This is a genomic window from Desulfuribacillus alkaliarsenatis, from assembly GCF_001730225.1.
GTDB lineage: Bacteria > Bacillota > Bacilli > Desulfuribacillales > Desulfuribacillaceae > Desulfuribacillus > Desulfuribacillus alkaliarsenatis.
In genome coordinates this window covers 25,789-38,351 of sequence record NZ_MIJE01000035.1, presented here as the reverse complement: position 1 = coordinate 38,351, position 12,563 = coordinate 25,789, and the positions used below count along the sequence as shown (strand labels likewise).

General features: G+C 36.8%; 15 protein-coding genes. 5 read left to right on the top strand and 10 right to left on the bottom strand.

Annotated features, from left to right (window positions below; translation table 11 throughout):
- Nucleotides 1-26: 26 nt before the first annotated feature.
- A complete protein-coding gene (locus BHF68_RS13870; RefSeq protein ID WP_069644279.1) occupies nucleotides 27-2,279 on the bottom strand; it encodes an MMPL family transporter in 2,253 nt (750 codons plus the stop codon).
- A 140-nt stretch (nucleotides 2,280-2,419) separates the two neighbouring features.
- Nucleotides 2,420-2,995: a TetR/AcrR family transcriptional regulator gene (locus BHF68_RS13865; protein ID WP_069644278.1), complete on the bottom strand. Its 576-nt coding sequence runs from the start codon at nucleotides 2,993-2,995 to the stop codon at nucleotides 2,420-2,422.
- Between the two features lie 133 nt (nucleotides 2,996-3,128).
- Here BHF68_RS13865 and BHF68_RS13860 point away from each other — a divergent pair, with 133 nt between their 5' ends.
- Nucleotides 3,129-3,362 (top strand): hypothetical protein, encoded by a 234-nt coding sequence (locus BHF68_RS13860; protein WP_069644277.1) that lies wholly within the window; start codon nucleotides 3,129-3,131, stop codon nucleotides 3,360-3,362.
- Nucleotides 3,363-3,484: 122 nt separating this feature from the next.
- On the opposite strand, the gene BHF68_RS13855 is transcribed toward BHF68_RS13860, so the two are convergent.
- The 8 genes from BHF68_RS13855 to BHF68_RS13820 all read right to left on the bottom strand — a co-directional run bounded on the left by BHF68_RS13855 (nucleotide 3,485) and on the right by BHF68_RS13820 (nucleotide 9,566).
- A complete protein-coding gene (locus BHF68_RS13855) occupies nucleotides 3,485-4,015 on the bottom strand; it encodes a hypothetical protein (RefSeq protein WP_069644276.1) in 531 nt (176 codons plus the stop codon).
- 34 nt (nucleotides 4,016-4,049) lie between these two features.
- Nucleotides 4,050-4,349, bottom strand: a complete 300-nt coding sequence (locus BHF68_RS13850; protein ID WP_069644275.1) for a MoaD-like domain-containing protein — start codon at nucleotides 4,347-4,349, stop codon at nucleotides 4,050-4,052.
- Nucleotides 4,346-5,152, bottom strand: coding sequence for a tetratricopeptide repeat protein (locus BHF68_RS13845; RefSeq protein ID WP_069644274.1), 807 nt, complete (start codon nucleotides 5,150-5,152; stop codon nucleotides 4,346-4,348). Before BHF68_RS13845 ends, BHF68_RS13850 begins: the two co-directional genes overlap by 4 nt.
- Nucleotides 5,149-5,601 (bottom strand): GNAT family N-acetyltransferase, encoded by a 453-nt coding sequence (locus tag BHF68_RS13840; protein ID WP_069644273.1) that lies wholly within the window; start codon nucleotides 5,599-5,601, stop codon nucleotides 5,149-5,151. The genes BHF68_RS13845 and BHF68_RS13840 overlap by 4 nt, the downstream gene beginning before the upstream one ends.
- Before the next feature lie 15 nt (nucleotides 5,602-5,616).
- Nucleotides 5,617-6,213, bottom strand: a complete 597-nt coding sequence (locus BHF68_RS13835) for a hypothetical protein (protein ID WP_069644272.1) — start codon at nucleotides 6,211-6,213, stop codon at nucleotides 5,617-5,619.
- Between the two features lie 107 nt (nucleotides 6,214-6,320).
- Nucleotides 6,321-7,391, bottom strand: coding sequence for a KamA family radical SAM protein (locus BHF68_RS13830; RefSeq protein WP_069644271.1), 1,071 nt, complete (start codon nucleotides 7,389-7,391; stop codon nucleotides 6,321-6,323).
- A 287-nt stretch (nucleotides 7,392-7,678) separates the two neighbouring features.
- Nucleotides 7,679-8,317, bottom strand: coding sequence for a fumarylacetoacetate hydrolase family protein (locus tag BHF68_RS13825; protein ID WP_245669687.1), 639 nt, complete (start codon nucleotides 8,315-8,317; stop codon nucleotides 7,679-7,681).
- A gap of 82 nt (nucleotides 8,318-8,399) precedes the next feature.
- A complete protein-coding gene (locus BHF68_RS13820; protein WP_069644269.1) occupies nucleotides 8,400-9,566 on the bottom strand; it encodes a PstS family phosphate ABC transporter substrate-binding protein in 1,167 nt (388 codons plus the stop codon).
- Between the two features lie 273 nt (nucleotides 9,567-9,839).
- On the opposite strand from BHF68_RS13820, the gene BHF68_RS13815 reads away from it, so the two are divergent.
- From BHF68_RS13815 to BHF68_RS13800, 4 genes are read left to right on the top strand one after another with little or no spacing between them, the layout of a single operon-like run.
- Complete coding sequence (locus BHF68_RS13815) at nucleotides 9,840-10,478, top strand: TetR/AcrR family transcriptional regulator (protein WP_069644268.1); 639 nt, start codon at nucleotides 9,840-9,842, stop codon at nucleotides 10,476-10,478.
- A gap of 27 nt (nucleotides 10,479-10,505) precedes the next feature.
- Nucleotides 10,506-10,982 (top strand): flavodoxin domain-containing protein, encoded by a 477-nt coding sequence (locus BHF68_RS13810; RefSeq protein WP_069644267.1) that lies wholly within the window; start codon nucleotides 10,506-10,508, stop codon nucleotides 10,980-10,982.
- 3 nt (nucleotides 10,983-10,985) lie between these two features.
- On the top strand, nucleotides 10,986-11,849 hold the full coding sequence (locus tag BHF68_RS13805; protein WP_069644266.1) for a DUF6920 family protein: 864 nt from the start codon (nucleotides 10,986-10,988) through the stop codon (nucleotides 11,847-11,849).
- 15 nt (nucleotides 11,850-11,864) lie between these two features.
- Nucleotides 11,865-12,557, top strand: coding sequence for a flavodoxin domain-containing protein (locus BHF68_RS13800; RefSeq protein WP_069644265.1), 693 nt, complete (start codon nucleotides 11,865-11,867; stop codon nucleotides 12,555-12,557).
- The last annotated feature ends 6 nt before the right edge of the window (nucleotides 12,558-12,563 follow it).

The window sequence follows — 12,563 nt, the reverse complement described above, 5'->3', positions numbered from 1 at the left end:
AATAGTTTCTTTATCCTCTACATTTTTTACTCATTTGAATCTTCATTTGAACCTTCATTTGGATTTTCATTCGTATCAATTATGTTATTTGGATACCAGTTCCACTTGCCTAAGAGCTGAACTATCGATGGCACTAATATACCGCGCACTAAAAATGCATCCATTAAAATTCCTAACGAAACCGTAAACCCAAACATATACAGCTCTTGTAACGGCTGTGTCATCAATACTCCAAAAGTCGCTGCTAGAATAATACCTGCCGATGATATAACGCCACCTGTAAGGGCAACTGCTTTTCGGATTGCAATAGAATGAGCTGCTTTTTTGGCCTCTTCTCTAATCCGAGATATCAATATAATGTTATAGTCAACCCCTAAAGCCACTAGGAAAACAAAAGAATATAGGGGAATCCGATAGCTGATTGCCTCCATTCCCAAGAAATTATGAAACACAAACCAACTAATCCCTAAGGCAGAGATATAGGAAATAAGAATCGTACTCATCATATAAATCGGCGCTACTATCGATTTAGTCTGAATTCCTAACATTATTAAAATAACGACCGTGATAATAATAATTGCTAGTGTTGTGTCGCGTGTACTTAATGCCCTTACATCGCTTTGTTTTGCCGTTTCTCCAGCAAAATACAAGCTATAATCTTCTTTTGACAAGCCTACATTGTTTATCAAGGTATCTTTTTGTTCTTTAAAACTGTCCAAAACATCCAAAGCGCTTTGATCATATGGATTATATTCTAATGTAAGTTGAAATTTGATTGCTTTTTCATTAGCAGAAATAAATTGTTGCTTTTGCCACTCTGGAAGTGACATGAAATCTTCGACACTAGGAAAAGTCGAAGATGATACCCCTTCACTACCCTCAAGCGTACTGCTAATATCACTGACTTTGCTAATAAAATCTTCATCTAAAACCAAAGGTGCTCCAGTCGCAGACGTGATAATAACCGTTGTTGGTGCAAGGTCACCACTTGGATAATTTGCTTCAATTATTTCATACCCAATTCGCGAGGACATATCTTCTGGGAATGATTTCATTATATTATATGATAATTGCACACCAAGTAAGTTAGACGCAAAAATAATCATCATTACCAGTACTAGCCCTCCAGATAGCAAAGGCTTTTCTGTGACAAGCTTGCCAATCCGACTCCAAAATCCATTAGGCTTTAACTCCGCATCTCCAACTTTAGGAATAAACGGGTAAAAGGATTTCCTGCCGAGAATTGTAAAGACTGCAGGAATTAACGTCAGCCCTGCTAGTAAAATGAACAACATTGTTATAGAAAACACAGGTGCAAAGTTATTGTAGTTTTGATATTTAGCGACTAATAATACAAGCATAGCTGCCAATACCGTTCCGCCACTAAAAAATATTGGCTCTGTTAGCTGTTGCATTGCCCTTTGCATAGCTTCATATTTATCTTCTACCTTTTTCAATTCTTCACGGAATCTAGAAAAGATAAATAAACAATAATCTGTACAAGCACCAAATAATAATATCATCACAATTGAAATAGATTGTGCCTCTACATGGAACCAGCCTAGCGAAGTAATGATTCCTAAAATACGGTCAACAACCTGATATACTACACCTACGATTAACAATGGAATAATTGCTAGTAGTGGTGAACGATAAATAATAACTAACAGCACTAATACCAGCGCAATTGTAGAAAATAGTAGAACTAAATCCGCACTTGCAAAAATAGCAATTGTATCCGACGCAATCCCTGCAGGTCCAGTAATATAAAGTTGTGTATTCTGCGCTATTGTCTTAGATATCGTTTGTTCTAGTTCTTTGACTGTATCATTTACCAGTGCAATTTCTTGGTTTCTTTCAAGACTCACTGGAAAAATCAGTGTAGTTTGGTCTTCAGATATAAAATTATTTATCACCGTATCTGGGAGTCGATAAAACGGTACGGTAGATTTTACAATTACAGGCTTGTCCTCTGAGCTTAGCCATTCACTAGCATCTTTTATAGCTAGCAAATCTGAGTCTTGAATACCTTGCTCATTATATAAAACAATAATTGCACTCAACACATACTCTTCAGGGAAATAACTGTTTAATGCCTCTTGTCCCATGACAGATGGCATATCCTCAGGCAAATCAAAAGCGCCAGTGTTAATCTTATAATCGTTGACAGATGGCGCTATTCCAGACAAAAGTCCAGCTGCGAACACCCAGATTAAACACACAATCCAGACGTTTTTTCTTTTGCTCGAAAATTGTGTAAGCTTTTTTAATAGACTCAAACCTTATCCCTCCACATTTGTATTGCTTGCGTATAGTTATATTTACCTGCAACTTTCCGACGCGAGTGTCGAAATGTTTAAAAAAAATACCGACTTGTGTGTCGATAATATTATTCCATTTTATCTTTAGAAAAGCAAGCTTATTTTTGTTTGCCGCCTATTCCATTAATAACAACTTCAAAAATAGTTTCAATCCAAGTATTTGTATCCATTCTAGTCATATTTGGAATTGTAATCGTATTAAATATTACGCCTATAATGACAGTAACGTCGATATCATCCTGGAGTAGGTTTTCTGCTTGTCCCTTTTTTATCACGGTTACCAAAAGCCGATTTAATGTAGCGTGACCACTTTTTATGCTATTTATGTTCGCTTCTATAGATTTTGATTGCTTAGGATTAATAAAATGTGTTATTTGTAGGATTTGATGAATATGTGCGTATTTCATGAAAATACTCACAAAGCCCTTCAACTGTTCAATACTATTATCTGATTTACTAACCGATTCGCAATCAGAAATGATTTTTTGCATCAAATGGCACATGTAATCAGTAATTAGCTCTTCTTTATTACGATAGTATTCATATAATGTGCTTCTACCAATTTCTAATTGGTCAGCTAAAAGCTTAAATTGGAAGCTATGATATCCATAACGTATCAACAACTGCTCAGTTGCTTGAAATATTTCTAGTTGGTTTGTTTTTTTCCTCGCCATAATTATCAACATCTCTCTTATATAACTGTTTACCTTGCCTAAGAGTATAGCATAAATATTTAAATTTTTGGCATACTGTTGTTGAAACAAAATATCTATACTTAAAAAATATTTATAAAGGAGGATTACTACTTTGAGTTGCTCTAGTCTTAAAAACCGCTTTGAAGAAATGAAAAATGATGGAAACCTCAATTTTAACGATGCCATAACTTTATATAATGATTTGCAAGGATCCTTAGATGCCCACCGCATGGAGTTAGTAGATTTACAGGCCGCTAATGAAACAGCGCGTGCCGAGCACTTAGAACAGCATATCCAAGACGGCGAAAGAATGCTAGCTGAAATTCATAAGATGACGTTATCTTAATATAGACTTTATCTAGGTATAGACTTCATCTTAATATACTTGCAGCAATTTCTATATTAGAACAGGCAGAACTCTTCTCTAAAGTTCTGCCTGTTACGCTTTTTCTTATATATGTTGCCTATTTAGCATTTTATTATGCCTGGATCTTCACCTTTATGAAGCTTCTCTAGCCTATTAAGATTATATAATAGCCATTCGTTGGTGGCTCCCCGCGATAGAAACCACACATCCTTAAATTCTCCCTGTGGTATCTTGATATGCTTATAAGCTGCGATAATATCTGACATTCTATATAGGGATGACATATTGCGAATCAATAACGAAATTGGATATTCCCCAGAATATAACTGTTTTTTCTCTTCTTTTGTAGTAAGTAATCCGTTTAACTCTTTGATTAGTTGGCTTAAATCTTTATCTGTTTTGGTTTTATGCTTTGACCGTCCTAGAATCCTTTTAGCTTCAGAGGCATCATAAAATAAATGTGTAATCTCCACACCTAGCTTATTACGGTTTTCGTCCTCAATTACAGAATCAGGCTGCTCCTGCATGTATAGTAATCGATATTTAGACTCGTAATTACAATTATATATATCTATAAATAATTGAATAGCGGTTCTCTCTAAGTCTTTTTTCTCTGAATATCGATAAGACATCGCTTCCTCACCTCGTAATTGATAAACAAAACTCTCAACCGCCTGCAGAAAGAAATTTCATACGCAATTCCATTAGTAAGTGGTTTAGCAAATTCGAATCTGCTTTTATTGTTAAGCTAGTAGCAGGTAGTAGAAGTGAGCACAATTGGATTTGCTTTTGCTCACTAAGTTCTACACTCCACTTATGCCCTTCTGCATCTTCTCCAATAATCAAGCTATCCTGCACAGATACTCCGCCCATCTCCACGAAAAAATCCACTAGTTCTTGGCGACTCATCCCACGCATCTCTATTTGTTTCGCTATTTGTTTGTATGCGCCACTATTGTCCATCATTTTGCTTCACCATTCAAATCTAAAAGTAATTTCTTTGCATATGCTACATAGTAGTTATCGTGTGGGTATTCGATTACTTTGATAAAAAAATATTTGCTTTTATCAGTGCTGTTGATTCTATAATAATATAAGCCTAATGCATGGTTTAATAACATGTTATTTAAATCTGGCATATACACAAGGGTAGATTCAAAACCCCATTTTACGTTCTGTGATTTTTCCTGTTCTAATAATCGTAAGGACTCCTCTATCAGCCTATCCGCTTCACCCATATCACCCTCTGTCAACGCAACATGGGCTTTGCCAATTAATATGCTCGGCATTTTAGATATGTTATAAGCTTCATCGACATATTCTTTAACTAACATATAATCTCGATCTAACCCTGTTAAGTTAGAGGCATAAAGGGTTAAAAAACCGACTCTTAGATTTTTATCCATCTTCTCATTCTTTAACTCATTTAGTTTTTCTAGTGATTCTTCAAACTCGCCTTTTAAATTTAAACAGAGCGCTATGTTAACCAAAGCTTGGCTCCTGTATCCAATTGTATCTTTGTTCTTTTCCTCTACTTTCATAAAAAACTGAATGGCCTCATCATATTTTCCTTGATTGATTAATGATATTGGTTTTATCCAGCTTTTCCAGAAAGAGTACCCAAAGTAAGAAAAAACAATTATTAAAGTTGCCAAAATAAATAGTGGCTGAGTTGGATTTATATCAAGTATTGCCGTTACAATTCCAAGAACAAAACCAATAACTATAAATCCAGCTAAACTTTTAAAAGTCTTAATAATCTTCTTCATGCATCCTCCCGAAGATAGAGCATTTCTGTATGGGGAATTCCGTCTTCCATATACTCGTCTGATACTACTTTAAAGCCAAAACTTTCATAAAAACGGATTAAATAAGACTGCGCCGATATGCGAATTGCGCACTCGCCCATGGTTTGTTCGACAAACTCGATTGCCTTTGTCATTAAATCCTTGCCATATTCTTGCCCACGATGCTTCCTGTTTACTAATACTCTTCCTAGTGATACTTCTTCGTAGGAAACGCCTTTATTTACGATTCGTATGTAAGCGATTATTTCACCTGCATGCTCCAAATATAAATGGTAGCTTTTCTTATCCTTACCATCACAGTCTTGGTAAATACAATTCTGCTCCATAATAAATACATCGTTTCGCTGGGTTATGATATCGTATAGTTCTTCAACTTCTAGTTCATTAAATGCTTTGATTATCCAGTTCATTATTATCACCTATTTTTAGTTTGTTATCGCTTGTTCAATAACAGAACCGTCTTCAAACTTATAATAGCTATATACCCTGCCATCGGCTTCATTAAGATAAAGGGCTGAGAATCCATTGACAAGACCAGTATCATCCCACTGAATAAATACTTGTATAGATAAAGCCCCACTTAATAACCCGTCTATATCACCAGTATCTAACTCATCATCAGGCGATACGTAACCGTCCACAGTATTTATATCAAATCGCCAAAGACGGCTGTTATCCATTGCTCCTATTACCTGTTTATATTGATTACCTAAAACCTTTATAACATCTTTCTCAGTCATGCCAATAAACAGTTCATATCTTACAGTAGTCATTGTAACTTCATCGCCATTGTAATCAGCTTGTTCATCCTGCAGGTTGTTTCCTGTTTCGGGCTGATTATTATTTTGATTATCCTGCTGTTGATTTGCTGCACCATTATTATCAGGAGCTAGTTCTTCTGCTTCCTGAGTTGTATCTTCTACTTCCTGTGGCTGATTTGTTGGCCCAGTATTCCCGCCAAAGCAGCCTGTTATCGCTAAACTTAATAACAGCACTAGCGTAAGTAAAGCTACTCTTACCATGCTTGTCCACTCCCTTTTTGGTAATTTGTATATTTCAATAATAGCATATAAGCACTTACGTATAACAGTGCCGTAAGTGCTTATTAACATAGAAAAGATAATAAACTTTATTCAACATTTGCCAACTTCGTTGTTTGCCCCTTATAATTTTCCAAAATATATTCCTGCTCATTCTTTTCTTTTATATAATAGTCTGGCATAAGCGGAACCTTACCTATATTAGTTGCAATTACGTACATTGGTTGCGCTAGACCAGCAGTGTGACCTCGTATACCGTCGCGGATTAGCTCTGCCCCTTTTTCTACTGGAGTACGGAAGTGGTCAATCCCTGGTGCTGGCTCTAGGTAAAATAAATAATAGGGTCTAATCCGTACCGTTAAAAGCTTTTGATGTAGCTCCTGAAAAGACTTAACATCATCATTAATACCTTTTAATAGTACAGCTTGGTTTCCAACGTTAATACCGCTCGTAAGTAGTTTCCAAACAGCTTTTGACGTCTCTTCTGTTATTTCTTTAGCATGATTGCATTGTGTGTTTAACCATATAGGCACCTTGTGATAGCCACCTAAAACCTTTTGCAGGCCCTTGGTAATTCTTTGTGGTAATACAATTGGTAGCCTGCTCCCAATGCGAATCATCTCTAGATGGGGTATTTCCCGTAATTTCCGAATCATATACTCGATTTTATCATCAGATAATAGTAGCGGATCGCCACCAGTAATTAAAACCTCTCTTAGTTCAGTGTGCTCCTTAATCCATCGTAATCCTTCGTCGATATTAAAATCCAGGTCTAAGCTTTTATCGACAACTAATTCTTTACGAAAACAGTGTCGGCAGTAGTTTCCGCATGTCTTTAAAACCGTAAAAGCTATGCGATCTTTATACTGTCTAGCTATCGTATCAGGCCTATCCTCATCCATGTCTCGGTTTTCTTTATAAATAAGGTAGTCTTGCATGCCATACTGGTTAACTTGCTCTTTTTTTGATGGTATAACCTGTTTTCTAATTGGACAATTTGAATCATCTCGGTCCATTAAGGAAGCAAAATAGGGCGTTGTCCCCCACCTTACATCGCACTGCTCAATGGCCTCCCTTTCCTCATTTGTCAAATTAACATACTCAGATATTCGTTCTAAAGTGTTCACATGATTTTGCATTTGTTCCTGCCAAGCTTCCATCTCTCTGCCTCCTCTGTTGATCGTTTCTCCTTTCTCAAACAAATTAATTATGTCCCCTATACTATGGGGTATAGGTTGAAATGTAAATGCTTAGTAGCACATTCGTAAACAAAACTTGGTATTCACCAAGTCCTTGACGCAGGTGAATGCCTTAGTTGCCGTTATACTATCATCATTAAATTTTATAAACTCTGATAGTGTAAAATAAAAAGAGCCATCTTATAATCATATAGGCTCTCTACTGTATACTATGGTTGATTTTTGTTGTTTGTTCAAAAATCTTTAAATCATTTTGCTAATATAATCCTGCAGCCTCCAAGGATATTTTCTCCCCATTTAAGCTGCATCTCATCATTGTCTGCAACTTCTCCGACGCCCTCTGGAGTGCCTGTGAAGATAATATCCCCTTTTCCTAAACCAAAATTCTTAGCTATGTAGTCGATAATTATCTGTAAGTTAAATATCATATCGCTTATGTTGCCTATTTGCACCTGTTCGCCATTCTTCAATAAGGCAAAGCTTGTTCTTTTACAATCCTCAGCACCTGAGAAATCTATAAAAGGACTTAAGAGCGCAGAATTTGGAAAACCCTTTGCTAGCAGCCATGGATGTCCCTTTTCCTTTAACGCCGATTGAACGTCCCTCAAAGTAAAGTCAATACCTATAGCCATTTTATCTACTATTTCATCCACTGTGATACCATCAATATAATCTTGACCTATATGGATTACTAGCTCAACCTCGTAATGAATTGAGCCTTTATCGCCTGGAAATAAAATTTCTTGCCCATTAGCTTCGACAGTTGAATGGGTGGGTTTGCTAAATATCATAGGCTTAGTTGGTACTTTATTATTTAGCTCCTTAGCATGCAGCTCATAATTTCGTCCTACACAATAAATGTTTTTAATATCTTTTAAACTAGTCACACAAACACCCCACATAAATCAATTGCATATGTTCTTCAGTTTACCATAATTCACTTGAATATACTTTTCAGTTTATCATAATCTATTTAGATAGTGGGGTATACCCCGTCTTTTCAATAATTGTTTGCCCCTGTGGAGATAGAATCCACTCTAAAAACGGTTCAATATTAGGATTGTCACTACCTGCTGTAATTGCATAGAATTCCGCTGCCAACGGATACTGACCACTTGCTATTGTATTACGGTCTGGATATACTCCATTAATTTCAAGTAGCTGGATATCTCCATTCTGCACCATTTCAGTCGCAAAATATAAGAAAGAGTAACCAATAGCGTTTCTATAATTGCGATAATTTGCCGTTTGTTCAATAATTCCGCCCATTCCCGCAACTACATCCTCTGTTGGTGGCATCATTAAACTCTTGCCCTCCATTAATGATTGTAGCATTGTTTGGCTTCCGCTATTCTCCGGACGCTGAAACGCTCTTATCCCTTGATTAGTGCCTCCTACTTCCTGCCAGCTAGTAATTTCACCTGCATAAATTGCTTGGATTTGTTCTACTGTTAATCCCCTTACTTCATTCTGCGAATTAACAAAAAACACAAATGCTTCTCTACCAATTGGCGTGAGCTTCAATTCAATTCCTTGTTGTTTTGCTTGCTCCAAGTGTGTTCTTGAAGGTTGTGCCGCAAAAATAATATCTGCTTCACCATTAAGTAATCTCTTGTATGCCTCTCCCGTCTTTGTACACATAACTTCACTACGGTAAGGATCATATTCTGCCTCTGGGTATGTAGCTTGTACAAAGGCTGCATACACTGGATACAAAGCTGTAGCACCGTCAAGTCTAGGGAGATTGCTATCTATCCTTATAGCTGCTGGCTCGTCTAATGATACAAGCTTATCATTATTATAAAAAGGCATATATTCATAAATATTAACCTCTTGCTCACTTACCGTAGCAAAACTATCATGGTAGCTTCTATTAATCTCATATGCTGCTACTACAACCAATAGTAGTCCTAGACAGCTTAGAGAAATTTTATATAATAGCCTTCTTTGCACCAATTCATAAGTAAATAAAATTACAAATACTATTAAAGCTACAGCAGTAATTCCTACTAGAGGCGTATAGAACTTTTCCCCTCCTGCAAAAGCTGTTATCACTGCTAGAATAAACCCTGCAGATACAATAATTGCTATAAAAAAGAAAGCTGTTATCGTTTTTCCAACTAATTCTCTTCCCATGATACCCCTCCGTTTTTTCTAATTACAAAAACCCTAATATTTCACTCACGCATTTCACCATTAGTGTAATATTACACCTCCTCAGCATGAATAGCAATACCAAAGATATTTACTAATATATAATCATTTCACCTATTGACAGGTACAATATTCCATGTTATTCTTTTCTTGAACAGTGTTCAATTGTTGAACGCTGATATACATTTAATCGATGTTCAATTTGTTCTGATATAATAATATACAACTACATTCATGTGCTTAGGAGCTGAAATAATGAACATTAAGAACCGTCAAGAACGTGACCGTGAAGAGCGCCGTGAGCTAATCCTTAATGCCGCGTCGGAAATCATTATGCAAGAAGGAATAGAAAAACTGTCTGTCCGTAAAATCGGTAAGAAAATCGAATATTCTCCAGCTATCATTTATCACTATTTCAAAGATATGGATGAAATCATCTTCCATGTTATGAGCAGGGGCTATCAAAAAATAATTGGAGCGCTAGCATCACTAAAAATAACGTCTACTACCCCCGATGGGGCAATAAAGGAACGAACAAGGGCATATATTAACGTAACCTTAGAGATGGGCGAAGACTATAAATACGTGATGTTAAATAAATCACCTCACGTTAAGCAACATACAGCCCATATGTTTAAAGGTGCATCTGCATCAAAGCCTGCTCTGGCAATACTTTGTAGAGACTTAAAGGCTCTTTATCCAAAGGCAGATGATGAAATCATTGAATTAACAGCACAAGCAATAAGTGCTTCCACCTTTGGATTAATTATGCGTTTACTGATTGAAGATGATATCGATGATACTCAAAGAGAACGACTAATTAATCATTTTATTAATACAATTGTTGATGGGATGATTAAATCAGGAATCGATTATACAAATAAAACAAATTGAAGAAGTGGAAAAAGGAGACGAAAAAGTATGAAAACAGCTATTATTTATGCAACATCAAGGGGGACGACTGAAAAGGCTGCCCAGCAATTGGCAGAGTGTCTACCTGGTAAGACAGATATTATTAATTTAAAAAGCTCTATTGAAATCAATTTAGACGACTATGAAGCAATTATTGTTGGTAGCTCTATTCACATGGGTACTATGCAGGCAAAAGTAAAAAAATTCATTACTACTCACCACGACCAGCTACTAACAAAAAGGCTCGGCCTGTTTTTATGTTGTATGCGCGAAGGCTCAGAAGCTCAATTGCAATTTGATACTAATTACCCTGAAAGTTTACGCAAGCATGCTGTTGCCAATGGTCTTTTTGGCGGTGAATTCGACTTTGCAAAAATGAACTTTATCCAAAAATTTATCGTTAAAAAAGTCGGTGGACACACAACAAATGTTTCTACTTTTAATCAAGGTGAAATCAAGAAATTTGCTATAGCATTTGAGGTTTAGAACATGCGAAAAGTAGTCATTATTGGCGCAACTGTTATATTAACCATTTTAGTTTTGATTATTGCGGCTTCAGTCATCGCCACTACTATATTTAATTATAAAATCGATAAAGAAATCGATGAGTTTCTAGGTATTCAAATCCCGTCAGAGACATCTATAGTTTCTCAAGTAGAAATCGAGCAACTGCCAGAACCAGTTCAAAACTGGTTGCTAACAGCAGGTGTGCTAGAATCCGAACGGATTTATACTGTACGTTCAAAACAAGCTGCCCTCGCCCGCTTTAATAAAGATCACGGCGAATGGACTCCACTGAAAGCAGAACAACATTTCACGGTAAACGAACCTGGTTTTATTTGGAGTGCTAAGTTCAATATGGCGCCATTTCTCCATATTGCTGCTAGGGATATGTACAAAGATGGCAAAGGTAATATGCTGATTAAATTCCAGTCTTTATTTACTATTGCCGATTCAACTGGTTATGAAATGGATCAGGGCACAATGGTACGCTATCTAGCAGAAATCGTTTGGATGCCTACAGCCGCACTTGAAGACTACATTGTCTGGGAAGAAATAGATGAATTTTCTGCGAAGGCTACTATGACATACAAAGACGTCTCAGCGACTGGGATATTCACCTTTGACGAGCAAGGTAATCCAGTCCATTTTATAGCAGATCGTTATGGAGAATTTGATGGTGAATTTATAATGTTACCCTGGGTAGCAACTATGAGTGAGCACACAATTATCGACGGTTTTAAAGTGCCGGTGAACGCCGATATTACTTGGAAGCTTGATACTGGTGATTATACTTGGTACAGCCTTGAAGTTACGGATATCGAGTTTAACAATCCAGTATCATACAATTAGAAAGAAGGTTATTTAATGAGTGATAGAAATGGAATAAGTAGAAAACAGTTTATTACAAGAGCAACAGCAGCTGGAATAGGTATAGCTTTTCTAGGTGGGGGATTCTTTGCAACACGCTCACCTGAGGTTGATTATTACGAGGCTCTCCAAGCAATAGATGCATCCAGTAACAATCCGCATCGGACTCTTGTTGCTTACGCAAGTATGTATGGTAGTACAGGAGAGGTTGCAAAGGAAATTGCCGAGACAATTGCAACACATAGCAATACAATCGTTGACGTAGCTTTAATTGATAACATCACAGACGTTTCTGCGTATGACCAAATCATTATTGGTGCTCCTGTCAAGATTGGTGCTTGGTTGCCCGACGCTGTTTCCTTTGTAGAAGAAAACAGGCAACAACTGCAAAACAAAAAAGTTTCTTATTTCCTGACGAGTATGATATTAGCCAACAGCGATGATGCGACCGAGCGCGGTGAAATCTATAATATTTTTAACGATCTCGAACAACAAATTCCTGAAGTACAGCCTGTACATAAGGGCTACTTCGCAGGTGCTATAGACTATGACAAGATGGCACCAGCAATGAGAGTTGCCTTTAGGATGATGTCTAGCGTAGCTGGTCAAGATAGTGCTGCGGGCGATTTTCGCGACTGGAATGCTATAAGTGCATGGGCTTCTGAACTAACTGAAAATGTAAGCATCTAGTAGCTA

Excerpts from the sequence above, each read along its gene's own strand:
- BHF68_RS13805 (WP_069644266.1), top strand. The coding sequence starts at position 10,986 with ATGCGAAAAGTAGTCATTATTGGCGCAACTGTTATATTAACCATTTTA.
- BHF68_RS13845 (WP_069644274.1), bottom strand. The coding sequence starts at position 5,152 with ATGAAGAAGATTATTAAGACTTTTAAAAGTTTAGCTGGATTTATAGTT.
- BHF68_RS13840 (WP_069644273.1), bottom strand. The coding sequence starts at position 5,601 with ATGAACTGGATAATCAAAGCATTTAATGAACTAGAAGTTGAAGAACTA.
- BHF68_RS13810 (WP_069644267.1), top strand. The coding sequence starts at position 10,506 with ATGAAAACAGCTATTATTTATGCAACATCAAGGGGGACGACTGAAAAG.
- BHF68_RS13865 (WP_069644278.1), bottom strand. The coding sequence starts at position 2,995 with ATGGCGAGGAAAAAAACAAACCAACTAGAAATATTTCAAGCAACTGAG.
- BHF68_RS13855 (WP_069644276.1), bottom strand. The coding sequence starts at position 4,015 with ATGTCTTATCGATATTCAGAGAAAAAAGACTTAGAGAGAACCGCTATT.
- BHF68_RS13800 (WP_069644265.1), top strand. The coding sequence starts at position 11,865 with ATGAGTGATAGAAATGGAATAAGTAGAAAACAGTTTATTACAAGAGCA.
- BHF68_RS13820 (WP_069644269.1), bottom strand. The coding sequence starts at position 9,566 with ATGGGAAGAGAATTAGTTGGAAAAACGATAACAGCTTTCTTTTTTATA.
- BHF68_RS13830 (WP_069644271.1), bottom strand. The coding sequence starts at position 7,391 with ATGGAAGCTTGGCAGGAACAAATGCAAAATCATGTGAACACTTTAGAA.
- BHF68_RS13815 (WP_069644268.1), top strand. The coding sequence starts at position 9,840 with ATGAACATTAAGAACCGTCAAGAACGTGACCGTGAAGAGCGCCGTGAG.
- BHF68_RS13850 (WP_069644275.1), bottom strand. The coding sequence starts at position 4,349 with ATGATGGACAATAGTGGCGCATACAAACAAATAGCGAAACAAATAGAG.
- BHF68_RS13835 (WP_069644272.1), bottom strand. The coding sequence starts at position 6,213 with ATGGTAAGAGTAGCTTTACTTACGCTAGTGCTGTTATTAAGTTTAGCG.